The sequence below is a fragment of the Pseudorhodoferax sp. Leaf274 genome (assembly GCF_001422445.1).
Lineage (GTDB): Bacteria > Pseudomonadota > Gammaproteobacteria > Burkholderiales > Burkholderiaceae_C > Pseudorhodoferax.
In genome coordinates this window covers 1-23,907 of the sequence record NZ_LMNA01000015.1, presented here as the reverse complement: position 1 = coordinate 23,907, position 23,907 = coordinate 1, and the positions used below count along the sequence as shown (strand labels likewise).

Genomic DNA, 23,907 nt, shown 5'->3' with positions numbered 1-23,907 from the left:
GGATTCTCCGGAGTGGGGCTAGGAGGCCGCAGCGGCGAAGCCGCGAACGTCGGCAATGGAGAGACCGGCAAAGCTGCCTGAACTCGAAGAAAAATAGAGCACAGCCTTGTCGGCCGACTTCTCGGCTGTCGCAGCGAACCGGTCGATGAAATTGATGAAGGGGTCGCATGCGAAGACGTGGCCGACGGCGCCGACATTTCGCGTGAACATGCGGTCGGGGGGAATTCCCAGAAGTTCGATCACGCGTTGCAACGCACTGAGATTTGCATTCATGGGCAGGACTGCGCCGACCTGTTCCATCGACCAGCCCGATTCGCGCACTACGCGCTCGATGAGGCCGTGCGCGATCACCGGGTAGTTCATGGCCAGCCGTTGTCCAAGCTGAGCGCTCTTCGCGGCGCCCTGGTAGTAGATGCTTTCCGTGCGGGTGACGATGTGGTGCACGCGGTTGTGGCCGTGTCCGCGCCGTACCCACAACGCGAGGGCACCATCGCTTTGTATGGCGTAGGTGCCGAGTCCGCGCCAGGACTCCAGGAATGACTTGTCGGCGCTGACGATCAGCACGTTCTGCCAAGCGGGGTTGCGCCAGAACAGGCTGCGCAGCAATTGCAGGGCGCAGACGATGGAGGCGCAGTTCTGTTGAGAAATGGAGAAACCGACAGCGCGCTTGAGGCCGAACTGCCGTTTCAATTCGGACGGGATGCTCGCGGGTGCAGCCAGCACGCTCGTCGGATTGGTGTGGCAGAAGAGCACCGCGTCTACGTCCGAGGCAACGAGCCCCGAGTTCTCGAGCAGCTGCCGCACGGCGCGCGCGGCCAGTGCGAGTACGGTCATATCGCCGCATGCGCGGTACCGCGCAAGCCCATTGGCGCGCATCCCGGGCAACAGCGCCTGTCCAGGCTCCCCGACCAGAGCCGCCCAGTCTTCCAGGCGGCGGCTGCGCTCCGGGAGAAAATATGCCGCGCCCGCAAGCCCGTATGAAGGCACATCCGCGCAGGCAGGTGCATTGCCCGCGGTTGCCGTGGCCTCGGCCTTGCTCAAGATGGGATCAGGACGCAGCATCCCAGCTCTCCGTTGTTTCCCGCCCCCCACAGCAATGCGGGGCCGGCGGCCGCTCCCTTCGCCTGCAGCCATTCGATCGCCATGATCGGGTCTGCTGCCGACGTCCCACGAGAACGGCCCGTCGGCCGGTTCAGGATCGCCGATGCGTGAATGCCAAGCGTTGAATGCACGCGTGCAGCCAGGGTTTCATCGGTGCCGCAGTTCAGGACACCCGCGAGCCGGTCCGCCGCGAGGCCGCATTCGCGCAGCGACGCCTCGATAAAATCGGCACATCGAACCGCAATGCCCGCCTTGGCCGCCTGGTTCCAGCTCTCGAAGGCGTTGGGCATGCCGTCGCAGTGCGCGAGCCGTGCATGCACCAACTGCAGGCTGCTTCCGGGAGACGGATCGCGGGTCAGCACCATCGCTGCTGCAGTGTCGCCGAAGCGCAAGCTGTCGGTACTTGGCTTCATGCTCGGAAAAACCAGTTTGTCGGAAGCGACCACCAGCGCGAGTTTGATCTGCTCCGGGCCGTGCAATAGCGCGAGCGCCAGATCCAATGCCGCGTAGGCCGACGTGTTGTGACACTGGGAGACCGAGAAGGCCCTTGCCTGTGCCAGTCCAAGCTCGTGCTGGAGTCGCCCGGCGGTGGACTCCGGGATGCGTGCATCGGGCGCCTCGTGGCAGTAGATCAGCGCCTGCACCTTCTGCTTTTCGACTGCCGGCGCCTGTTGCAACAACCGGCTCGCGGTCTGACAAGCGAGTGTGGCCGCGGATGCCTCGCGCCGACGGCGCAAGCCACGTGGCACGATGCATTCCGTATCGTCCCAACGTGCGGCCGCGGCTCGCACTCCAGGCGGCTCCTCGCTCGCGTCGTTGGCCGGAAATGCCATGCCCAACGCAACCCCCGCCCATACGGGAAGGGGCGGCATGACATTGCCGCGATGACTGATGGCTCGGGAGACGTGGGCCATGGTACAGCCTGTCCTATTGCCGGACTCTGACAAGCTTGCGCTGGACTAGACCGCTTCGCGCGCTCTCCCAGTTTTGATCGCGCGCGATGTGAATGATCTTGCGCGACAGCAAGGTGGCGTAGTCCGCAGGCACGCTGCGCTCGAAGTCGGCGCCCTCGCGGCTGTAGTTGATCTGGGCGCTCTCCTGGAGAACCCGGTCCTGCTCCAGCGTCTTGGGCTCATCGGCGCACCATTGCACGAAGTGTTCGTTGGAGCGCTGGCGCGTCAGCCATTCCACGCGGCAGGTGGTGTCCCCGGTGGGAACGATGTGCAGCACGTTGTAGAAATCGAAGTTCAGGCCACGCTGCAGCACGTAGATGCGATCGGGCAACTCGAAGTGAACGACGGAGTCGGCGGTTGGCGGAATCGGGTCCTGTTCATGCTCGGCGGGGGGATAGAAGATCACCATGCCCTCGTCACTCACCCGGACTTCGTAGTCGTATTCGCGAAAGCCGTTGATCCGGTTGAAGAAGTAGCCGGGGTGCGTTCCCTTGTGCGCGAAAGGGGGATGCGCGCCATCGAGCATGTTCTCCACGAACAACTCGGCGCTGCACTTCACTTCGACGACGCCCTGCTTCCACGCATATTCCTGCGCGCCGCGCAGCCTTGGAGGCGACCCCGGCGGCTCGGCGCTGCCCATCCACACCCAGACGTAGTGATCCTGCTCGGCGCTCGGGTAGGCGCGGACGCGGAAACCCTGTGGAATGGCGGTGCCGCAAGGTAGCGAGGGAACGTGAACACAACGGCCGGTGCCATCGTATTGCCATCCGTGATAAGGACATGCCAGGTTGCCGTCGGTGATTTTCCCCAGCGACAGCTGTACGCCGCGATGGCAGCAACGGTCTTCGAGAATGCTCGCCGTCCCGTCGGGATTGCGAAAGACGACCATGTCCTTGCCGAGCACTCGCAGGTGCCGCGGGCGGTCATTCAGTTGCGATGAAGCGCAGGCGACATACCAATTCTCCGGGGACATTCTTTACTCCTTGCTTGTACTCAATGGGATGCGAGGGTGGCGGCGCCTCGAAGCGCCTCGGGCGGGATGTGTTCCATGCGAAGCCATGCCGAGGGCGCCAGCGCGATCTCCGCGAGGGTGTAGTAGCCGTTGAACGCGATGGCACCCAACACGGCGCTGCGCAGCTCCGAGGCGGCCTGGCCGTCGAGGTGCTCGATGAGGCCGATCCAGGGATCGGCTCCGAAACAGTGACCGTATGTGGCCATCTTGTTGGGGCCCAGATAGCCCGGTGCCACCACGCGTTTGAGCGGCTGAAACAAGGCATCGTTGATGAACGGCAGAAAGGTCATCCGCGCCCCGTGGAGCGCCTGGTGTGCCTTGAGGGCCAGCGCAAAGTCGTTGAATGCGCTGTTCGGATGCGGGCCGGAGCACGTCGGACGAAGGCTGCGTTCCTCCGGCAATTCCAGAAACAGGCAGGTCACGCCGAATCCGGAACGCCCGATGACTGGATGGGCAAGATGCCACTGCAGGTTGTGCACGTCGACGTCCGCGATCGCGATGGCCAGGCGGCGGACTCTCGTGTGCGCCGTGAAGTGCCGCAGAGCGAAGCCCCAACCCGTGCACATGTACACGTTCGCGATGCCGGCGGGCCGCAGCCCCGCGATACGTTCGATCGTGGAGCAGAAAAGAGAGACATTGGCCGGTTCGACGTTGACGGCGCCCGACAGCACCGTGGAGCAGACGACCAGTGCCTCGGCTTCGAAGCCGGTGTTCTCGCGACAGAGATGGGCCTGCCTGCCGAGCAGCGAGGCCAATGCTTCGATGCGGTATTCCAACGCGTCGTCGGGGAAGAAGGGCGCACAGATGCGCCAATGCACGGCCGCATGCAGGCGTGCCGCACTGGACGAGCCGGAGGGGGATGCCATGGAACTCATGCAGGCCGCCGCCCGGCGCCGACCGAGGTGTCCCAGGCGGACGCATGCATCGGTCGGGCCTCCTGCGAGGCCGCGATGTCGAGCCAAAGCCGCACGTCCGGCGCTACGCGCATGCGACCCAGGGTGAAGTAGCCGTCGTACGCGACGGCACCGAGACTCACGACGTGCGCTTTTCCCTTGTTGCCGCACTGAAGCCACTCGAGCAGGCCGATCCAGGGGTCCGAGCCGAAGCAGTGGCCATAGACCGCATGGCGGTCCGGTCCGAGATCTTCCTTTCCGAGCAGACGTTCGGCCACGATGCGCAACTCCGGCGTAAGAAAAGGAAGAAAAGTGGGGGCGCATCCGTAAGTGCGGCGCTGCGAGCGGATCGCATGGAGAAACTCGCTGAATCCGCTGTTTGCGTAAGGACCGTCGCACGAGGGGAGCTCCGCACCCTCTTCGAGTTCGACAAGAATGCAGCTCACGCCAAAGCCGGAGATGCCGATCAGTGGATGCGAGCGGCAGCCTTGTAGGTCATGGAGGTCCACATCTGCGATGGTGATTGCCAGGCGTCGTGCGCCGCCACGCCCTATGAAGCGCAGCGCATAACCCCATCCGGTGCATTGGTAGGGCTGGATCAGGCCCAGAGGCCGCGGCAGTCCGCGAGTTTCGATCCGATCGAACAGCCGGCTGCACAGCCGGGCATCGCCGGTGAGGTACATGGAAAGGTAGCTCGTGCAGATCAGGTGCTGGCAAGCCTGCGCTTTGCAGTCCTGCAAGGTCCATGCAAGAAGACTGCCGATGTGGTCGCCAAGAGCGTCGATCCGCGCTTCGATCGAGGCAGCGCCTTCCAGGAACGGCGGTTCCAGAAGGCGGTGCGCGATGGATCGGATGCGCGGGAGCTCTGCCTGCTGCGTCATTGCGCGCTCCCGTCCGCCGGGGACGGCCGCAGGCCGATCCGGGCGATCTCGCCGAGTCTCGGCATTTCTTCCGCAAGCACGCTGCGCAGACGAAGATTGCCAAGGACGCGCAGCACTTCGGATTCCCGCAGGAAAGTTTCGACGCCCGCGCGAAGCTCCGGCCCCGATGCAAGGAGCCAGATCACAAGTTCGTTGTCTCCTTGTTCGATGGGGTCGGCACGCAGGCCATGGTGGATCAGGACGATGTTGCGTGTGCCGGATTCGAGCAGGGTCGGCAGGAGATCCAGCGGTGCGTGGGTGATGAATACGTCCGCGCTGAGCAGTTCACGTGGAAGCTGCACGTTGAAATCCGGCCCGAACAGACGCACGCCAAAGACGGAGATTTCGGGCAGGGACCGGCGCATTTCGATGACGAGGTTCTTCAGCAGCAGATAGCGCTGGCTCGGACTCAGGAGAACCGGCGCCCGCGACGGCCGCTCGAATCGCATCGCCTCCGCGTACTCGTGCGGACGAACCAGAGGCATGACACCCAGTTGCGCTTCGTGACACGCTCCCGGGAACGGCGAGCCCGACAGCTCGCCCGAGATCTGCACGCCGCTGAAACCGGGGGCGTGCCAATCGGATGGAGCAAGAGCCGCCGGTTCGGAACTGCTCGTTCTCGAGGAGGTCTTCATGACGCGACGTAGAGTCGGGGGCTCTTCAGATTCAGGAACCCATTGGGCGAGTACGTGTGGTAGGCCCCGCATCCTTCGAAGATCAGCAGGCTTCCCTCTTCCACGGGCTGACCTTGCACGTGGCCGAGCACGTCGGCGCGGTTGCAGCTGTTGCCGACCACCACCGTGGGTCGGATCGTCGCGGTGGGGTGGGTCTGCGGATCGGCGGCGAGCACGCGCGGAGCGATCGTCCGTTTCATGAGGCTCTCGGTTTGCGCCAGCAGAAAGTTGTGAGCCATGCCGCCGTCGCACACGGCGTACTGGCGGCCTTCGATCTGCTTGACCCCGAGTATCCGCACGACGAAACGCCCGCACGCGGTGAACACGGCACGCCCCGCTTCGTGCAAAAGGGAAATGCTGCCGAACAGGTGCGCGAGTTGCGTGCGGTAGCTGGGCCAATCGATGCCGGCGTTGCGCCAATCGGCAGGGATCCCACCACCCAGGTTGATGAAGGACAGCTGTGCTGCCGGGTGGCCGGATATCTGTTCTGCGAGAGCCGCCATGCCTGACGCGATCTGCCGATGACAGGACAGGAAGGTGTTGGAGCCGGCGAAGGTGTGCAGACCCTCGATCCGCAGATCTGCTTGCCGCACGCGATCCAGCGCCGCCGTGACATCGGCCGGAGCCATGCCGAAGTGGTCCCTGGCGCCTGGCGGAAGCTGCGTACCGGGCAGACAGGCCGCATTGACGCGCAGTGCGAGACGTACCCCCGCCCGCCGTGCCATGGCGATCTTGAGGATCATTTCCAGTTGCGGCAGGCTGTCGGCCACCAGGGTCGAGCGACAGGCGATGGCGGAGGCTGCCAGGTTGGACGTCATGGCCGGTGTCGTGACGAAACGCGGCACCGCCGCCCGTCCCACCGTGAGGTTCAGTTCTCCGAGGCTGGCGATCTCGATCCCATCGGTGAACTGATGCCCACAACGTGCCAGCAGATCGAGCACCGGATTGGCCTTGAGCGATACCACCAGCCCGGTGCCCAGCGCCTCCTTGAGTTCCGTGTAGTCTCGTGCGACGCGCGTCGGATCGAAGACATAGCACGGCGTCTCGAGCTCGAAGGCACCAGGCGCGACCAGATCGCGCATCTCGTCCAGCAGGACCATGGCGTCCATGTCGCTCAGGCGTTGACCTGGCCTGCGCGGTGACGGGCAGCCATGTCCTGGAACTGGCGGTCCATGTCGCGCAATGTCGTGAACTGGTTGATATCCAGTGCCTCCGGGTCGAGCGGTGCCTGGTAAAGCTGGTCGCAGATCAGGATCAATTCCACGACGCGCATGGAGTCCACCCCCAATTCGCCGATGGCGAGATCGACATTGATCGTCTCTTGATTCAGCACCTTTGCCACCTCGGCTTCGAGCATTTCCAGGGTCGTCTTGGCTTCCATCTCCACTTCCTCCATTCGGCTCGCCATCGCTGAATGCTCCGCTGGAGCGAGCTCGTCTCCAGCAGGGCAGATTCCCGCGATCGCGGAAATCGGATTCGATTCATCCCCGGTGCCAACGGAAACGGCGCCAGGCGACAACCAGAAATCCGAAGGTCCAGGCGACGATCACTGCCATCGCGGCCTTCTGCAATTCCAGTGTGTCGCCCGCCACGAGAACGCCGCGTAGCGCCGTCACGAAGGCGGACGTCGGCAGGTAGGCAACAATTGCCTTGATATCGGCGGGCATGGCGCTCAGAGGCATCGTGAGGTCGCTCAGAAACAGCAACACGATGTAGGCGAGGTTGGTGGCGAAGACCGCATCGGGCACGGAGGCCATGCGCGAAGCCATGGAAAGTCCCAAAGACAGAAGCATCGCAGCGCCGAGTGCGATGACCAGCGCGGCCCTGGCAAGGCGCGGCGCTTCGAGCACCAGTGGAATGCCGAAAAGCTGGACGGCGCCGAACACCAGTGCAACTGCGGCCAATGCGAGCACGATGAGGCGCGAGACCAGCATGGCGGCAAGGTAGTCGGTCAGCCGGACGGGCAGGCACGACATCAGCTTGAACGTATGACGCTCGCGCCGGTCCGCGATGGCGACGCAAGTGCTCGACATGGCGGCAGCCAGCATCGACATCACCAAGGTTCCGGTGAGCATGTATTGAGCGAAAGAGAGGCTGCGTGCCGTGGGACTCTGCACGTCGACCGTCACCAGCATCTGTGCGCGGGCGATTTCCGCGTTGAACCGGACCGTTAGCGCGCGGATCCAGCGCGTCACCACCTCCGATCCCACGCCTGCAGACCCCGGCACGACTCGCACGGCAACAGCCTCTTCGTGCTGCAGCGAGCTGCCGAAGCCTGCCGGAATGATGATCCGTACCGCACCTTCGGGAACCGAACGACCGGGATCGTCCACCTTCCGGACTTCCGCACGCAATGCTTCTTCATGCAGCAATGCCTGGCGGATCTTCTCTTCGTACTGAGCGCTGCGTTCGCTGTGGTCCTCGTCCGCCAGTTCGACGATGACCGATGCGAGCGCTCCGTCCGTTCCGTAGGAGAAAAGCATCATGGCCAGGAAGAAGAACGGAAACAGAAATATCCAGAACAGCGTGGCACGCGCCCTGAAAATGAGCTTGAGCTCGTTCAGAACCATCACGGTGAATGCAGTGGTCATTCAGGTATTCCTGGCGCAATGCTGGAGCAGGTCCACGAGCGTCGACCGACCGAACTCGACGGACTCGACGTCGCCGTGGGCAACCAGTTCACGCGCGGCGGCATTGAGGTCATCGCCACCGAACAGGATGGCCCGTCCTTCGCAGACGGAGGCGAGCCTCGCCTGCGGATGGGCTGAAGCGAGCGAAGCGGCGAGGGCGCGTGCAACGGCGTCCGACTCGCACTGGAAGCTCAGGCGGTGATCGCCCACCAGCTGGAGCCGCAGCGCGTCGCGCGCGGCGTAGTGCGCGATGCGTCCATCGGCGATCCACGCGACGTGCGAGGCAAGCCGCAATTCCTCGCTGGTGTGGCAGCACATCAGGATGGTGGAGTCGCGCATTCCTTCGAGCAGTTGCATGCACGAGCGGGCGAATTGCGGGTCCAGACCGGTCAGGGGTTCGTCCAGAAACAGCAGTTCGGGCCGATGGGCCAGTGCGAGGAAGAGGTCGACCCGCTGCGATTCGCCTCGCGAAAGCCATTCATAGCGCTTGCGCCGCAGCGGCTCGACGCCCAGCGCCTCGGCGACGTCTTCGCCTGCCCGTCCATACAGGGAGCGATGAAACGCCACGATCTCGCTCACCTGCAGCCAACCTGGCAACGCCGCTTTCTGCAGTTGTACGCCGACCCGCGCGCGCAGAGAGGCATCCTTGTGCCAACGCTCCACATCCTGGCCCAGGAGGCTGCCGCGGAGCTCGCCGCCGGAGCGCAGGCCCAACATGACTTCCAGCAACGAGGTCTTGCCCGCGCCGTTGCGTCCCACCAGCGCCACCTTGTTGCCCGCCTCCACCCGGAAGTCGGCAACCGACAGCATCAGGCTCGGCAACGGCAGCGTCAGCGATTCGATCTCCACGGCTGCGCGGGACGATCGATCCCGTACGGCCGCAGTTTCGTCCGTAGGCTCGGTGTACGCCACGCCGATGATCGGTGCAGCGCTCATGTGCGAGCCTCGAGCACGGATGCGCGCAGTGCCGCGCGATCGAACTTTCCGTTCGGCGAGAGCGGCAAGCAGTCCCGCAGCTGGATCTGCGGCACCATGTAGGGAGGCAGCCTGCGCGTGCAATGGCGATGAACTTCCTCGCTGTCGAAAGACTCCCCGCGGGGAACCACGACCGCCACGATGGTGTCGCCCGCATCGCCCGCGGGTATGCCGAAGGCCACGACTTCGGCCACGCAGGCGACTTCGGCCACCACCGATTCGATCTCCGTGGGACTGATGCGATAGCCCGCCGTCTTGATCTGCTCGTCGCGTCGGCCGACGTAGTAAAGGAAGCCCTCCTGGTCCAGACGGACGATATCCCCGGACCAGACGGCAATCTCGGGCACCAGGCCGCTTGCGAGATCCCGGGGCAGCAGGCGAAAACGCTCTTGTGTGCGATCGGGATCGTTCCAATAACCCAGGGAGACCAGAGGCCCGCGGTGCACGAGTTCCCCGGGCTCGTCTGGTGCGCAACGCGAACCGTCCTCGCGCAGCACGAGGATTTCCGCGTTCGGGATGGCCTTGCCGATGGACGAAGGGCGACGTTCCACTTCCCGTGGGTCGAGATAGGTCGAACGGAAGGCCTCGGTGAGACCGTACATGAGAAAGGGCGTGGCGTTGCGGAAGATGCCACGCAGGGAACGCAGCAGCGGTTCCGACAGATGTCCTCCGGTATTCGCGAAGAGCCGCACGCTGGCCGCGTCCTCGGGATGCCACGATGCGCTCGCCAACTGGCTCCACAAAGGGGGAACCGCGGTGATCGAGGTGATGCCGTGGCGGGAAACGAGTGCGGGGATCTTCTGCGGCAACAGAGGGGTGTGGAGCACGACCCTGGCGCCGGCGAGCAGCCCGGTGGTCAGTTGGCTCAATCCGGCGTCGAAGCTGATCGGCAGCAATGCCAGGATCACGTCGCTTTCGCGCGTGCCGAGATATTCGTTCACCGAGTGGCAGCCGACGATCAGATTGCGATGCGACACCACGACGCCCTTGGGGCGCCCTGAGCTGCCCGAGGTGTAGAGGATCATGGCCGGATCGTTGTCGCAGGGCGATGCCAAGGGGCGTCGCGTGTCCTGCGGAAGTTCCGAGAGCCAGCGCAGGGGGCTCGGTCCGGCGGCGGCGGGCTTCGCGCCGAAGACGAGGACGAGGATCGACGCACGCACACACGCCGTCTGCTCAAGCAATTGATCGCCGCGATGCAGCGTGGTGACCAGTGCTTGCGCACCACAGTCCTCCAGGATGTGCGCCACCTGGTCGGGCTTCAACCTGGGATTCACGGGGACGCAGATCCAGCCGCCGCCCGCGCAGGCCAGGATCGCGGCGACGCAGTCCACGGACTTGTCGAGCCATATCGCGATACGTGCGCGAGGCTGCAGTTGCATACCTTGGAACTTGCGGGCGAGCTGATCCACCTCCTTCTGCAAATCGCTGTAGGTGACTCTGCGCACCTCGTCTTCGAGCGCGATGCGATCCGGTTTACGCGCGCATGCCGCGCAGAGCAGGGCGTGGAGGTTGCGAATGTGGCTCATGCTTCGTAGCCGAAGTCGGCAGGGTCGATGTGAACGAACGATTGCTCCGCCGTGCGGATGATCTGTGCGCGAGCCGCCACGGCGGGAAGAAGGTTGTGGCAAAAGAAGCGTGCCGAAGCGAGCTTGCCGCGATAGAACGCCGCCTCTGTTTCCTTCAGTTGAGGCGAACGCAGTGCATGCGCCGCCACGGCCGCCGCCTCGAGCAGGTTCCATGCGGTGACCACGTCGCCGAACATGCCGAGGAAGCGGGTGCAGAACTGGCTCACCAGAAGTTGGCGTCCGGCAGAGGCATGGCGCTGAATCGCCTCGAGTGCGGAGCCCAGCTCCGCAAGTGCGGACTCGACCGCGGCGAACTCGGGCGCCAGTTCAGGATGCTCGTCCCGCCGGTCGAGGCACGCCCGTACCTCGCCTTCGAAATCCTTCATGGCGAGCGGCTGCCGGCCGAACCCGAGCTTGTCGCGGACGAGATCCTGCGACTGGATGTAGTTCGTGCCTTCCCAGATGGTGAGAATCTTCAGGTCCCGCGCGTACTGCTCCAGCGGCCTGTCGCGAAAGTAACCTACCGCGCCGTGGACCTGAATGGCCTGCGTCACGACGTTCCAGCATTCGTCCGAGATGTATGCCTTGGCCATGGGCGCGTACAGCAGGGCCAGGCGGCCGTGCTTTTCGATTAGGTCGCGGTCGATGTCCTCGCCCAGTTTCTGCTTGCGATAGACCAGCTGCTGGATCATCGAGGCGTGAAAGGAGATCCGGCACAGCAGCATGCGCGAGCCTTCCACCTTGGCCTTCATCTCGAGGAGCATGCGTTGCACATCGCAGTGCTCGACGATGGGAACGCGCGGCGCGCGAAGATCGGAAGCACGATCGAATGCCGCTCCCTGCACGCGTTTGCGTGCATAGGTCAATGCATGCAGATAGGCCGAGGACGAGACCGCCACGCCGATGGCACCCGTGCCGATCCTTGCCTTCTTCATCAACATGGCGAGTTGCAGCAAGGCTGCATTCGGCTTGTTTCCGAGAAGGTAGCCGCGGGTTACCCCGGCCCGACCGAATACCAGGCGGGTGTTGGCGCACCCGTTCAGTCCCATCTTGTCCTCCACCTGTGTGCATTCCACGGCGTTGTCCACGAGGCGACCGCTATCGTCGGGCCAGAAACGCGGAACGATGAAGCAAGACATCGCGAGCGGCGAGGTGCTGCCTCCGACAAGCCGGCCGAGCACGAGGTAGACGGTGTTCTCCGTCAGCGGATGCACGCCGGCGGTGATGTAGCACTTCTCCCCGGTCACCGCGTAAACCTCACCGGAAAGCGGACGGGCCGTGGTCGAGATGGCCATCAGGTCCGAACCGGCTTCGGGTTCCGTGGCGCAAAAGCAGGCATCCCACCGCACCATGTCGAGCGCTGGAAGAAAGACCTTCTTCTGCAGTTCGGTGCCGCGCGAGCGGATCACCGTGGCTGCCGACGGCGTGAATCCCGCATAGCACATGAAGGCTGCATTCGCGCCTGCGAACAGTTCGGTCGCCAACTGGATCACGAGCTGCGGAAAACGGATCCCCGCCTCGCCGTGCACTTCGATGGGATCGCCTTGCTGGCGCAACCAGAACCAATCGCGCTTGTGTTCTTCCCACAGCGGAAGGAATGCCGCGGGAATGTGCACCTCGCCGTCCTCCTGCAGCCGTGCAGGATCACGATCACCTTGGTAGAACGCCTGGGCGAGGTGCTTCGCATGTTCCTGCGCGCGAGCGAACAACTCATCCACCGCGGCACGCGTCGTATGCTGATACGGGGCAGTGCCGAGAAATTGCCGGTCGACGTGGAACAGTTCCCACAGCAGGAACTCGATCTCCCGCCGGTCCCAGAGGTACACCTGCGCCGCCGACGCAGCCGAGTCGTCGGAGCCGCCGGAGACCTCCTCGTGGGGCACGGCGTTCAAGGTTGAAGCCCCCATGCGCTCGTTTCCGAAAGGATGGGCGGCGGGCCGTCCGGCGATTTCCGGTGCCGGGTCAACTCCACTTGCGAGCGGTTGTGTGCCGATACGCAGCTTTGGTGATGCGTGATGAATTTCATTACGGAAGGTACGCTACATAAGTGAGGGTGAAGGCTTGCCGCATGCGAACGCTTCCATACTGGGAATCACTGCGGCCGGCGTTCGTTTGCCACGTGGCCCGTATCCTTTGCGTCGCGTCCAGTCGGTAGTCGAGCGACAGTTGGTACAGGGCGGAGCGATCGTCCGCATTGATGTTTCCCAACGCGACCAGGGACAGTCCGCGGCTCCAGATGTTGTCCCACTGCGCGCGCACGAAAACGCTGCGCCGCGCCAGCGGCTCCTGGAACAGGGATGCATGGTCGCGTGCGTACCAGATCAGGCCGGAGGGCGCCGATTGCCCGGCAATGCGCGAGTGAAACAGTTCTTTCCATTCGCGGCGGCTCAACCCGTTCTGATTGAAAAGGAATTCCAGATTGACGGAGAAGTTGCCGGTGCTGGCCCAGGATCCGCCTACAACCAACTCCTGGGCCATGCGGCGGCCTGCGCCGGACAATAGACGCAAGCCGGATTCGGGCAGGTCGCCCGTGGCAACGCCGTAACGGATCGCAGCGTCGATGGGCCGCTCGCGCTTGCCCGCCGCCCATTCGGCATACCAGGTCGCTTGCTGGCCTATCGAGCGAGTGATGCTGGCGCCGATCCGCGGCGCGCGTCCGCTTTCCTTGAAGAGCAGAAACTCCGGACTGAAGTCCGCGCCGAGATCTCTCACGGCCCGAAGAAGCAGTCGATGGCTGGCGTTGGTGCGACTCGCCGCCAGCCCTGCGGACGGTTGGTTGTCCAGTCCTATCGCCTTGGTGATCCGAGGTGCGATCGCTGCCTGCAGGGACCCCGATTCACCGATGTGCTGCACGTCGAGCATGAAGGTGCCGAGCCGGGATTCGCGCAACGAAACCGGGTCACGCGTGCTGGTGTCGACGATGGTATTGGCGCGAAAGAAGTCGGTCGGGTTGTAGCCAAGGGCGACGCCATTGCGCAGGTTGACGCGCCCCACCTTCCAGGCCAGTCCGTCGCCGTCGACACGCGACAGTAAGGCCTCCCGCAGATCGAGTCGCTTGCCGGGCGTTCGATCATCGAGGCTTCCGCCGGTGGCGGACGCGCGCCCGCTGAGGTATAGCCCGAAGCCATTGCCGAAGCGCTGCTGCGCGCGCAAGTCGAATGCGGCTCGCGTGTTGATGCGGTCACCGCCCGAACGGGAACTGGGGGCCGGCATCTGCTGGCGGTTCATCACGGCATCCATGCCCACCTCCACGTAGGCCGTCGTGCCGGCAGGCTGCGTAGCCGCCGCGTCGGTCTTCTCGTCCGGCGTGCGCAGCGCGTCCACAGGAATGCGCTGCGAATCCTCCTGTGCAGCGACCTGGATGGAGGCGAGAACCGCGACGGTGGCAAGGAGCAGATGCTTGGCATTCGGCATCATTCGGCTGGCAGCAGCGGCAGATAGTCGCGTTGATACCAGCGCTCCGGCACCTCGAACGATTCATAGTCGCTGAAGCGCATGCGGGTGACGACGCTTCGATCGATCTCGTCCAGGATGACCACTTCGGTCGGCCGCAATCCCCCCAGCTGATTGCTGAAAGAGCGGTAGAACGCGATCTTGAGTAACCTTCCGCTGTCGGCGAAGAAGCGTCCCTTGACCGGGTGATAGGTCTTCTTCTCGATCCAGTACTCGATGCGCAGGTAGACCGCCGCAGCAGTGGAGGCTTCGAGCTCCAGCTTCCATGTATCGCGCGCGGCACCGTCTGCGTCCTTGACCGTTTCTTCGGTCGCGAGTCTTGCGCTGTAGTCGCGGCTGAGGTTGGTCGACATCACATCGCCGTTGGACGCCTGGCCGACAAGACGTTGCTGCGGGGAGATGCGCACGCTGGCTTTCGAGGCCGGGTCGTAGAACCACATGACGCTGTCCTTCATGAGCAGCGCCTTCCCTGCATCGCGCGCAGGTTCGACGTATCGGGCCAGGTTCCGGTACTGGCCGGTGTTCGGATCGAGCTTCGAGAAGGTGACCATTCGGGCTTGCTCGTGCGCCTTGCCCGATCGGAATTCCGTGAGTTCGGTGCGAACCTTGAATGGAACGCCGGGGTTGCGCACCTTGTCGCTTTGCTGCAGGACCTCACCCGGTGTCTGGCCCTGGGACGCGACGGGCGCCGCCAGCAGCAGGACGCAAAGCGAGTAGATGACGCCGGAACGAATCAGATCAGACATGGCGGAGTGCATCCACGACCGGAAGCCTTGCTGCACGGTAGGCGGGCCAGACGGCGGCGCCGGCGGCAATCGCCACCAGGGAGATCCATGCCCCGGCGACAAGGGTGGAATTGCGCAACAGGTACAGCTGCAGCGGAATGGCCCCCGCGGAGGCGGGAGGCGTCCAAGTCACGCCCGAGTGGTTGATGACGGTCACGATCACGCCCGCCAACAGCACGCCGAGAGTCGCGCCCGCCATGCCTAGCAGTGTCCCTTCAAGCACGAACTGCGCCTGCAGCGTGGATCGCTGAACGCCCAAAGCGCGGCTGGTCCCGATCTCGCTCGTGCGCTCCATCACTGCCATGCTCATCGTGTTGAGAATGGTGAAGAGAACGATGACTCCGATCACGAGTGCGACAAATGTGAATATGAAAGTGAAGAAGGCCAGGGCCTGCTTGTAGAAGGGTGTGAGTTCCGCGAAGTCGCGCACCTCCAGATCCAGCTGTTCCTGCGAGAACAGCGCGGCCAGACGCGCACGAGCGGACGCAATCTGGTCCGTCTGGCGAAGCTGCAGGAGGATTCCCGTCACCTTGGGTTCCCCCCGGCCGTACAGCAGGCGCTGCGCGAGCGGCAACTGCATGATCACGTAGGCGTCGTCCAGATCCTTGACACCCTGGAATTCGGCCCGTTCGACCTGCAGGCTCACGACGTTGGGGGCACCCTGCGCCGTGGCAGCCAGGAGATCGATGCGTCTTGCCTGGCGCGGCGTGGCGTTGTTCGCCTGGGATTCCCGGCGGATGAGTTCATCGAATTCACCTACCGCCTGGTCGTTCCCCGCTACAGCGCCGGGTCTGCGAGGACAATCCGACACGCTCAGCTCCTCGCACATGCCCAGCATGCGTGCCAGTCCAAGACCGATGATTCCGCCGTCATCCGCTTGCAGCGGGGGCTTGGTGCCGGTGCTGCTTTCCAGGCCGTAGGCATTCCATTGCCTCATGCGCACGCGATCGGCCGGCACGATTCCCTGACCCATGAAGGTCTTGGAAGCATTGGCTTCGTAGTTCCCCGCAATTCCAAACACCGTCTGCATCGGTGTGGCGACGGTCACCATCGGGGCGAGTTCCGAATCCCGCAGGACCCGGTCGATGACGGATGAATAGCCCGAGATGCCATACGCCACCGGATTGCCGCTCCCGAATTGGAAGTAGCCCTTCTTGAAGATCGCCAGATGCCCGGTGCGCCGGACAGTGGCTGTCTGGAAGTCCAGGATGATGTAGGTCATCAGGGCCCCGAGAAGCAGCACAGCAGCCGTGCCCAGGGCGATGGCCGCGGCGGTCATCGACGACCGCCGCCGGTTGCGCAAGACGTTGCGCACGGAGATCTTCAACGCCATCATGGCGCGCGTCCCTCGCCGGCAGCGGTACGTTGCTCGATGCGCCCGTCGCGGATCGATATGAGCTGATCCGCATGGCGCATCAGTTCGGGATCGTGGGTGGAGAAGATGAAGGTGGTCCGATACTGAGCCTGCATTTCGCGCATCAGCCGGATCATCGAGGCGCCCATTTCGGAATCGAGGTTTGCCGTCGGCTCATCGGCCAGCACGATCGACGGCCGCTTCACCAGTGCGCGCGCCACCGCAACGCGCTGGCGCTGGCCGCCGCTCATCTGGTTGGGCCGGTGATGGGCGTGCTGCGCCAGACCGACGGCTGCGAGGGCCTCGATGGAGCGGTTGCGGCGGTGCGCCGCCGACAGCTGTGTGCCGAGCAGCGCGTACTCCACGTTCTCGTGCGCGGACAGCATGGGCAGCAAGTTGAAGTTCTGGAAGATGAATCCGATGTGCTCGGCCCGGAAGGCCGTGAGCTTCCTGTCGTCCAGCGCCGTGATGTCGTGGCCGGCGATGGCGATGGAGCCGCTGCTCGGCGTGTCGATGGCACCGATCAGGTTCAGCAGCGTGGTTTTCCCGCTGCCCGAAGGACCGACAAGCATCGAGAAGCACTCGGCTCCCAAGCTCAGGTTGACACCTCGCAGGGCCTCGACACAGACACTGCCGTCCACGTAGGTCTTGCTGACGTTGCGGACCTCGAGCATCAGGCGGCCTGCGAGGTGATTCGCAGCGCATCGAGCTGCCCGGAGGTGAGGACTGTGGCGATGAGCGTTGCCTGTGCGACCGATTCGCCGCGTACGTCGATGCGGCCCGTCAGCTTCCAGGCCTCTCCCCAGGCCCGTACGAATTCAACATGGATGTCCAACCGATCGCCTGGCCCGGCAGGGCGGTGAAAGACCGCGTCCGAAACCTTCATCAGGCAGGGAAGACGATGCCGCGCATCCGTCTCGAGCGAGACGAGGGCGAGCAGGCAAGCCGCTTGTGCGATCGCCTCGATGCTGAAGACGCCTGGAAGGAGCGGGTAGCCGGGGAAATGTCCCTCGAACAGTGGATCTCCTTCCCGCAATTGCCGGTATGCCTCGATCTCGCGGCCAGGCACCACGCGCGGTGCTGCGTCTACCAGGAGCAGTGGAGGCCGATGCGGGAGCATCGCGGCGATCGCACCCTGGTCCAGGGACAACGTGCCGGCGACAGGCGTTGCGTCATACGGCATGGGCGGCCTTCAGCGTGAGAACGGCGTTGTGTCCTCCGAACGCGAATGAAGTGCTCATTCCGATGGAGCCTGAAAGCTCCTGCGCGTCATTGGGAACGTAGTTCAGATCGCACTGGGGATCGGGCGACGTGAAATTGATCGTCGGCGGGGCCGTTTTCTCGTTCAATGCCACGAGAGTCGCCAATGCTTCGATCGCACCGGCTGCACCGAGAGTGTGACCGTGCATCGATTTGCTGGAAGAGACTTTCAGGGAATCGGCGCTGGAACCGAAAGCGCCTCGCAGTGCCTTGGTCTCCGCTATGTCGTTGACTGCAGTGCCCGTGCCGTGTGCGTTCACGTAGCAGATGTCGCCCGGCGTCAATTGGCTCTCCTGGAGGCTGGCCAGGATTGCCGCCGTTTGGCTCGGTACGCAGGGGTTGACGATGTGGTGCGCATCGGAGTTCATGGAGCAGCCCAGGACTTCCCCGTGCACGACGGCCCCCCGCTGCCTGGCGTGGTCGAGCGCTTCCAGGACCAGAATGGCCGCGCCCTCGCCCAAGACCAGTCCAAGCCGGTCGCGGCAGAACGGCCGGCAAGTGTCCGGCGCCAGCACGCGCATCGCTTCCCAGATACGCACGCCTCCTTCCGTCAGGCACGCCTCCGAGCCACCGACAACCGCGACGTCTGCGGCCCCACTGCGGACCATGTGGAAGCCCATCGCAATTGCGAAGGCGGAAGACGCGCAGGCCGATGCGAGAACGAAGGCGGGTCCCGTAATTCCATATCTCATGCTGAGGTGAGATGCGGGCGCATTGAGCATCATCCTGGGAACTGTCAAAGGATGCGGGCGGCGGCGTTTCTCGCTGAAGTACGCCCGGTAACCGTCCTCCATGGTGCCGATTGCACCCGCTCCGGTTCCGAGAATCACGGTGCAGCGAGGGGCCAGTTGCTCGCCGAAAACCAATCCGCTCTCCGTGATCGCCTCCTGCGCCGCTACCAAGGCAAACTGTGTGCAGCGGTCCAGAAAGGGAAGATCCGATGCCGCGAAGTGGTGCGCGGGATCGAAGCCGCGCACTGCGGCTCCTACTGCCGCACCGGCGCCGGGGACGAGGCCTTCGAGGGGGGCGATCGCCCCTTGCCCCTGCAGCAGAGCCCGTTGGAACGAAGGGACGTCCGCTCCATTGGGCGCCACGACGCCTCGGCCGGTGATTGCGACGCGCCTCATGTTGCGCAGGGGGATTGTCCGGCGCTCTTTTCAACGATGAGGCGCACGACGAGGTCGAGCACGTCGCCCACCGTGCTGAAGCTCGTGCCTTGCCAGTCGTTTGCGTTGTAGGGAATCGTGACGTCGAACTTCTCTTCGATCGCGAACACCGTTTCGACGAGCGCGAGTGAATTGATGCCCGCGTCGGCAAGAAGCGTGTCTCGCGTGAAGAGGTGTGCGTTCCCGGGGAGCACAGTGCGCAGGAGCTCGAAGAGCTCGCTTTCGATTCGCTGGTCAAAGTTGCTCATCTGAATCTTTGAGGCCAAATCCCCGAAAGAGGATTGGCGTATGTGTGGGACGCATTGAATGTAGGAGCGGTGCAAAGGATTCACAAGAAACATACCCAAATGGGTAGGTTGGCTCATATCGCAATGTGCTTGCATCACAATTGCGCCGCGCCTGGTTGCTGCAGGCAACCGGCAATCACATGAACTCATCGCTGCCAGGAGACTCCGTGGGTTTTTGTTTTTCCCGTACGGCGTGGAAGATGATGTCGGGCCCGATACGCCGTCATGCTGCCTGGAGTGTCATTCCAATGGCGGCATTGGCTCTTCTGAGTTTTTATCGGACACCAGGATCGATGGCATGGTCGCTGGCCTTCGCCTGCGTTGCTGTTCTGCTGCTCTATTGCACGTATGTCGTCGCCGGCCTGATTGCGCTTGTTTATGGCGCCCAACCGGAGGTGCGGCGCAAGATCGTTCATATATGCGTCGGCGCAACGATCGTGGGTGTGGCCCTGGTTAGCGCATCCACTGCAGCCGTAGTTTCAGCATGTACGGGAATTGCAGTCTGGCAGGTTCTTTCGAGGCGCTTCAAAGGACCGTCATTGCTGCGCTCATTGCTTCTCGACCGTCCCGGACAGTCCCGCGGTCACGGGGAACTCCTGATGCCGCTCGGCCTGGGATGCTCATTCCTGGTGGCGGGGGGCGCGACAGCATCGTGGCTTTACGCCTCGCTCGTCCTCATCCTGGCCGATGCCGCAGCGGCGATCGTCGGCACGTATTGGGCGCGCCATCGGTACCGCATTGCGGGAGGAGCCTCGGTCAAGTCGCTGGAAGGCAGCGCAGCCTTCGTGGCCGCAGCGTGGTTTGCGGGACTGGTCTTTCTGCTTGCGGAATCGGACATCGGTTTCTGGATGGCGATGGCTTGGACGCTCCTCCTGGCGTGCATGCTCGCTGCGTGCGAAGCGGTGTGCTTGCGGGGGTGGGACAACTTCGTGCTTCCACTCGTGGCAGTTTTCGCCGCCTCGCTGCCGGGACGCACGGCGTCACTGGCATGCCTGCTGATCGTCGTGCTGGTTTTCGCGCTCGCGTCTTCGTGGCCCGTGCCGGCCGGCGAGGTGCGTGACCGTTGATGCCGACCGATGAAGCACGGGCAGCGGATCGCGTCACCATGCCGGTGGTGGTGGTGCTCGCCGCCGGCCGAGGCACGCGCTTCAATGCAGACAGGACCAAGCTGCTCGCCTTGCTCAGGGGGAAACCGGTCGTGGCACATGCCATCGATTGCGCTCGCCGATCGCATCTCCCCCTGAAGATCGTGCTCGCGAATGATGCCCCTCGCACTCTGATCGATGCGGTGTCGATACTGGTGGAGGCGCGGGACATCGTCTGGAATGCGAACTCCGCATTGGGCGTGACGCATTCCATCGCGTGCGGTCTTGCCGCGGCGCCGGATGCTGCAAATTGGATTGTCCTGCCGGGAGACATGCCGAATGTCCAGCCGGATGACGTTCGCGCCGTCCTGCGCGCGCTGGATGAGCCGGACGTTCTGGCGGCGCGCCCGACGCATGCCGGCGAGCCGGGCTATCCCGTCGGGCTCTCGCGGCGACTTGGCATCGACTGGAGCGGCTCGGTCGCCTCTGCAGGCCCCTTGCTGCTCAAGGCATTGGCCCATGCGCGCCGCATTGCGGATTGCTCCCCCGGCGTGGTCCAGGACGTAGATACCGTGGCAGACCTGAACGGACTGGCCCGATGACGCCGTCGTCGATCCGGGCGCTGTTTCCACCCTGGTCCGGGCAACGCATCGTCTCGGGCTTGCGAGGCGATGTGCAGGCGGGCCTGGTCTCGGCGGTCATCATGATCCCGCAAGCCGTAGCGCTGGCGGGTCTTGCGGGAATGCCAGTGGAGAGTGGGGTGTATGCATCCGTGCTGCCGGTCGCGGTCACGGCTCTCCTGGGAACTTCGGGACGGGTGCTGTCAGGCCCCAACACTGCGATTGCGGCCATGATTGCCGCTGCCGTGGCTCCGTTGGCCACGCCGTTCAGCGACGAGTATGTCCAACTGGCATTGCTGCTTGCCCTTGCCACGGGGTTGGTGCAGGTCCTGCTGAGTTTCCTGGGCGTCGGGAACTTGCTGGCGAAGCTGCCTGCCTCCATCGCGGCAGGGCTGGCAGCGGGCGCGGGGATGACATTGGTCTTGACTCATCTGGCGATGGCGATGGGTGTGCTCGACGTGCGCGGCGAGTTGCCGTGGATGTCGGTGTTCCAGGCCGCCGCTGCGGTCGAACGTGCCAATTGGTTCTGCATCTTCGTTGTGTTGGTGACACTTGTCGCAGTTGAAGGAAGTGCCCGTCTCACCGCGGCGAAGCCGTTCTCGCTGGTGATCGGACTGGTTGCGGCCACGCTGGCCTGCGCAGTGCTCGATGGCTTGTTCGGCGCCGCGGCGGTGGGGGTGGAGCGCCTTGGATATGTGGAGGTGGGATGGCCACGCTTGTCCGTTCCTTCATGGAATCTTGACGATTGGTACACGTGGCAGCAGTTGCTGAATTGGGCCGTCGCGATCGCTGTCGTGGGCGGTCTTCAGACCGCCGTGATTCAACGTTCCCTGCACGGCGCCGCACGCGGCTGGGGTAGCGCGCGAGACCTTCTGGCGCAGGGCTTGGGGAACATCGTGGCTGCCTTCAGCGGCGGATTCGCAGGATCCGCTTCTTTCAACCGGACATCGGCGCATGTGGAGGCTGGTGCATGCACGGCGGCAGCGGCCGTGCTCTCTGCCGGTGCGATGCTTCTGATCGTATGGGCCTGTGCCGGCGCATTGGCACACCTGCCGTTGCCCGCCGTGGCGGCCCTCGTGATGCTCACCGGGTGGCGTTTGCTGGCGTCGACTTGGCAGGAGGCGGGTCGCGCGGGCCGTGCCCACAGACTGGAGATGATTGCGGTCGCACTGACCACGGTGCTTGTCGGGTTCCTTGCGGCAACCGTACTGGGCCTGCTTGCCGGCGTTATCCGCCTGGCCTTGCGGGGCAAGGAATCTCCGGCGGTCGATGCAGGAAAGATTCCTGCCGATCGCTGATTTGCAAATCCCAACTTCAAGAGGAGAATTTCATGTCGGTTCGATCCTTGTGCCTGGCCTGCATGGTCGCCTTCGTTCCTGTTGCTCCCGCGCTCGCCACTGAGGCCGGAACCCAGAGGGGAGCATCGATTTCCGAAGATCGAGTCGTCTATCACGTCGACGACATCGGCTCCGCGCGGGAGGCGTTGGCCAACATGGTCAACCATCTCAACGCATCGCCGAACGCGCGCATCACCTTGCTCGCAAACGGCAAAGGCGTCTACATGCTCGTCGCCGGCGAGAAGGATCAGGCCGGAGAATACGGCAGCGAGATTGCCGAACTGCAGCTCCGTGGAGTTCGCTTTGTCGCATGCCGCAATTCAATGGAGCGACGCAAGATCGAGACGTCTCGCCTCGTGAGCAGAGCGGAAACGGTGCAGGCGGGCGTTGTCGAGCTTTCCCGGTTGCAGCGGGTTGAAGGTGCTGCATACATAAAGCCATGACCCGCCGATCAACGGCCGCTGACGAGTCCCAGGCCAAGGCCAAGGGTGGAGAAGAACAGGGGGAGGGTCACTGCTGCTGCGAGCAACCATCCCGCATGGGGCGGCGGCAGTGCGATGCGCGTGCGATGTTCTCGCCGCCATGCGATCAACGGCAGTCCGATGGTCGCAAGAAAGCCCTGTTGGAAGGCTTCCAGCAGCGCAGGTCCGGTGGGACCGTTGTAGAACAGAGTCGCAAGACAAGATGTGACACCGATGCCGAGATAGGAAAGTACGAGTGGCGCATCCGGCGCCAACAAATTTCCAAGCCTGCGCAGCGCCAGGAAGTACATCGCGATCCCTGCAGCGGTCAGGGCCGCACGCGAGGCCGCCGTGAGTTCCAAACCCCAGTCCTGCACCGCCGAAGCCATGTCTCCGGTTCCGGTGATGCCGGAGAACACGAAGTAGCCGCTGCCCCATAGCAAGTTGGTGGCGGCTGTCAGCGCGAAGAAGAGTGAAGTCGCGCGATTGTGGCTGCGCGGCAGGAATGCCAGAAGCATGCCCAGGGCCATGTTGGCCAGCGGGCCCGCGGCCGCAACGAACCGGCCTGGCTCCGAGCAGTGGAAATACACGGAGGTCAGCAGGGCGATTTCTCCTCCCGCGGCCTTGCAGGCGATGCCGTGCGCAAGGGCCTCGTGCGCGACGCATGCGATCGTGAAAGCCAGTGCCGCCACCGCGATCACCGTGCCGATCGACGCGACTCGGTAGGCACCCTGCATATCGTCGCCTCCAAGTATTGCCATGATTTTCGCGTTATCGATGATCCGGATGTCTTGTCGAATCAATGGCCCAGGATGCCCGAGAGAACGCCGCGGCGGGGGTCCGGTTTGCGCCATTGGTCCGTGATCCACGCCGCAAGGTCGAAGGCGTCCTGATCGCTGAGATTCGCATTGTTCAAGGGCATGTTCGCCTTGATGAAACCCGCAAGCAGTTCGCCGCGCTGAAAGCCCGCTCCCTTGTTGAAGCTGTAAAGCCCCCAGAGAGGCGGCCCCAGCCATTTGCCGGCGCTGTCTCGGTTTCCGCTGCCGTCGGCGGCGTGGCACGCGGCGCATCGCTGTCGATACAGTTCCTTGCCTCGCAGCCGATTCGGGTCCGAACCGGTGCGAGTGAGCGTAGGAAACCCACGACCTGGCAGTTCTTCACCGACAGGCTTCCCTTTGGCGCGCCATTGTGCATAAGCTGCCAGCGCGCGAACCTCCTCTGCATCAAGAGGCGGAGGAAAACCATCAAGGCTGAAGCGAAAGCAGTTCTGAACACGCTCTGAGGTTGCCCCCGAACCCTGGAGTGCATAGCCCCAGCCCGGAGAATGCCGGGACGGGAGCATGAATTGAACGAGAAGCAAACGAGAGCGAAGTACA

Annotated in this window: 25 protein-coding genes; 4 read left to right on the top strand and 21 right to left on the bottom strand. The window is 63.9% G+C overall.

What is annotated here, in order from left to right:
- Window positions 1-18: 18 nt before the first annotated feature.
- The 19 genes from ASF44_RS16875 to ASF44_RS16785 all read right to left on the bottom strand — a co-directional run bounded on the left by ASF44_RS16875 (window position 19) and on the right by ASF44_RS16785 (window position 18,989).
- Window positions 19-1,062 carry a 3-oxoacyl-[acyl-carrier-protein] synthase III C-terminal domain-containing protein gene (locus ASF44_RS16875; RefSeq protein ID WP_162243823.1) on the bottom strand — a complete coding sequence of 348 codons (1,044 nt, stop codon included), beginning with the start codon at window positions 1,060-1,062 and terminating at the stop codon, window positions 19-21.
- Window positions 1,038-2,015: a hypothetical protein gene (locus tag ASF44_RS31850; RefSeq protein WP_156374542.1), complete on the bottom strand. Its 978-nt coding sequence runs from the start codon at window positions 2,013-2,015 to the stop codon at window positions 1,038-1,040. The genes ASF44_RS16875 and ASF44_RS31850 overlap by 25 nt, the downstream gene beginning before the upstream one ends.
- A gap of 13 nt (window positions 2,016-2,028) precedes the next feature.
- Window positions 2,029-3,027 carry an aromatic ring-hydroxylating dioxygenase subunit alpha gene (locus ASF44_RS31105; protein ID WP_082524834.1) on the bottom strand — a complete coding sequence of 333 codons (999 nt, stop codon included), beginning with the start codon at window positions 3,025-3,027 and terminating at the stop codon, window positions 2,029-2,031.
- Between the two features lie 20 nt (window positions 3,028-3,047).
- Window positions 3,048-3,932: a hypothetical protein gene (locus ASF44_RS16860; protein WP_056900396.1), complete on the bottom strand. Its 885-nt coding sequence runs from the start codon at window positions 3,930-3,932 to the stop codon at window positions 3,048-3,050.
- Window positions 3,933-3,937: 5 nt separating this feature from the next.
- The gene (locus ASF44_RS16855) at window positions 3,938-4,840 is read right to left on the bottom strand and encodes a hypothetical protein (protein ID WP_056900395.1); all 903 of its coding nucleotides are present in this window, start codon (window positions 4,838-4,840) and stop codon (window positions 3,938-3,940) included.
- On the bottom strand, window positions 4,837-5,514 hold the full coding sequence (locus tag ASF44_RS16850) for a hypothetical protein (protein WP_156374541.1): 678 nt from the start codon (window positions 5,512-5,514) through the stop codon (window positions 4,837-4,839). Before ASF44_RS16850 ends, ASF44_RS16855 begins: the two co-directional genes overlap by 4 nt.
- Window positions 5,511-6,662: a hypothetical protein gene (locus ASF44_RS16845; RefSeq protein ID WP_082524833.1), complete on the bottom strand. Its 1,152-nt coding sequence runs from the start codon at window positions 6,660-6,662 to the stop codon at window positions 5,511-5,513. Before ASF44_RS16845 ends, ASF44_RS16850 begins: the two co-directional genes overlap by 4 nt.
- A gap of 5 nt (window positions 6,663-6,667) precedes the next feature.
- Window positions 6,668-6,934 (bottom strand): phosphopantetheine-binding protein, encoded by a 267-nt coding sequence (locus ASF44_RS16840; protein ID WP_056900404.1) that lies wholly within the window; start codon window positions 6,932-6,934, stop codon window positions 6,668-6,670.
- 100 nt (window positions 6,935-7,034) lie between these two features.
- Window positions 7,035-8,144, bottom strand: a complete 1,110-nt coding sequence (locus tag ASF44_RS16835; protein ID WP_056900393.1) for an ABC transporter permease — start codon at window positions 8,142-8,144, stop codon at window positions 7,035-7,037.
- A complete protein-coding gene (locus tag ASF44_RS16830) occupies window positions 8,145-9,119 on the bottom strand; it encodes an ATP-binding cassette domain-containing protein (RefSeq protein ID WP_082524832.1) in 975 nt (324 codons plus the stop codon).
- Complete coding sequence (locus ASF44_RS16825; RefSeq protein ID WP_056900391.1) at window positions 9,116-10,684, bottom strand: acyl-CoA ligase (AMP-forming), exosortase A system-associated; 1,569 nt, start codon at window positions 10,682-10,684, stop codon at window positions 9,116-9,118. The genes ASF44_RS16830 and ASF44_RS16825 overlap by 4 nt, the downstream gene beginning before the upstream one ends.
- Complete coding sequence (locus ASF44_RS16820) at window positions 10,681-12,606, bottom strand: acyl-CoA dehydrogenase (protein WP_056900390.1); 1,926 nt, start codon at window positions 12,604-12,606, stop codon at window positions 10,681-10,683. The genes ASF44_RS16825 and ASF44_RS16820 overlap by 4 nt, the downstream gene beginning before the upstream one ends.
- 142 nt (window positions 12,607-12,748) lie before the next feature.
- Window positions 12,749-14,137, bottom strand: coding sequence for a hypothetical protein (locus tag ASF44_RS16815; RefSeq protein ID WP_156374540.1), 1,389 nt, complete (start codon window positions 14,135-14,137; stop codon window positions 12,749-12,751).
- Complete coding sequence (locus ASF44_RS16810) at window positions 14,137-14,922, bottom strand: outer membrane lipoprotein-sorting protein (protein WP_082524830.1); 786 nt, start codon at window positions 14,920-14,922, stop codon at window positions 14,137-14,139. Before ASF44_RS16810 ends, ASF44_RS16815 begins: the two co-directional genes overlap by 1 nt.
- Window positions 14,915-16,297 (bottom strand): ABC transporter permease, encoded by a 1,383-nt coding sequence (locus ASF44_RS16805; RefSeq protein WP_056900388.1) that lies wholly within the window; start codon window positions 16,295-16,297, stop codon window positions 14,915-14,917. Before ASF44_RS16805 ends, ASF44_RS16810 begins: the two co-directional genes overlap by 8 nt.
- On the bottom strand, window positions 16,294-16,989 hold the full coding sequence (locus tag ASF44_RS16800; RefSeq protein WP_056900387.1) for an ABC transporter ATP-binding protein: 696 nt from the start codon (window positions 16,987-16,989) through the stop codon (window positions 16,294-16,296). The genes ASF44_RS16805 and ASF44_RS16800 overlap by 4 nt, the downstream gene beginning before the upstream one ends.
- The gene (locus ASF44_RS16795; RefSeq protein WP_056900386.1) at window positions 16,989-17,498 is read right to left on the bottom strand and encodes a 3-hydroxyacyl-ACP dehydratase FabZ family protein; all 510 of its coding nucleotides are present in this window, start codon (window positions 17,496-17,498) and stop codon (window positions 16,989-16,991) included. Before ASF44_RS16795 ends, ASF44_RS16800 begins: the two co-directional genes overlap by 1 nt.
- A complete protein-coding gene (locus ASF44_RS16790) occupies window positions 17,488-18,702 on the bottom strand; it encodes a beta-ketoacyl synthase (protein ID WP_056900385.1) in 1,215 nt (404 codons plus the stop codon). The genes ASF44_RS16795 and ASF44_RS16790 overlap by 11 nt, the downstream gene beginning before the upstream one ends.
- The gene (locus ASF44_RS16785; protein WP_156374538.1) at window positions 18,699-18,989 is read right to left on the bottom strand and encodes an acyl carrier protein; all 291 of its coding nucleotides are present in this window, start codon (window positions 18,987-18,989) and stop codon (window positions 18,699-18,701) included. The genes ASF44_RS16790 and ASF44_RS16785 overlap by 4 nt, the downstream gene beginning before the upstream one ends.
- A 179-nt stretch (window positions 18,990-19,168) precedes the next feature.
- Here ASF44_RS16785 and ASF44_RS31845 point away from each other — a divergent pair, with 179 nt between their 5' ends.
- The 4 genes from ASF44_RS31845 to ASF44_RS16765 are packed head-to-tail and all read left to right on the top strand — an operon-like array spanning window position 19,169 to window position 22,513.
- The gene (locus ASF44_RS31845; RefSeq protein ID WP_156374537.1) at window positions 19,169-20,095 is read left to right on the top strand and encodes a hypothetical protein; all 927 of its coding nucleotides are present in this window, start codon (window positions 19,169-19,171) and stop codon (window positions 20,093-20,095) included.
- Window positions 20,095-20,715 (top strand): NTP transferase domain-containing protein, encoded by a 621-nt coding sequence (locus ASF44_RS16775; RefSeq protein ID WP_082524829.1) that lies wholly within the window; start codon window positions 20,095-20,097, stop codon window positions 20,713-20,715. Before ASF44_RS31845 ends, ASF44_RS16775 begins: the two co-directional genes overlap by 1 nt.
- Window positions 20,712-22,031 (top strand): SulP family inorganic anion transporter, encoded by a 1,320-nt coding sequence (locus tag ASF44_RS16770; RefSeq protein WP_056900381.1) that lies wholly within the window; start codon window positions 20,712-20,714, stop codon window positions 22,029-22,031. The genes ASF44_RS16775 and ASF44_RS16770 overlap by 4 nt, the downstream gene beginning before the upstream one ends.
- Before the next feature lie 32 nt (window positions 22,032-22,063).
- The gene (locus tag ASF44_RS16765; RefSeq protein ID WP_056900380.1) at window positions 22,064-22,513 is read left to right on the top strand and encodes a DsrE family protein; all 450 of its coding nucleotides are present in this window, start codon (window positions 22,064-22,066) and stop codon (window positions 22,511-22,513) included.
- Window positions 22,514-22,521: 8 nt separating this feature from the next.
- On the opposite strand, the gene ASF44_RS16760 is transcribed toward ASF44_RS16765, so the two are convergent.
- Window positions 22,522-23,268, bottom strand: coding sequence for a hypothetical protein (locus tag ASF44_RS16760; protein ID WP_056900379.1), 747 nt, complete (start codon window positions 23,266-23,268; stop codon window positions 22,522-22,524).
- 62 nt (window positions 23,269-23,330) lie between these two features.
- Window positions 23,331-23,907 (bottom strand): c-type cytochrome (locus ASF44_RS31100; protein ID WP_235579244.1); only part of this gene is annotated, 577 nt, incomplete at its 5' end.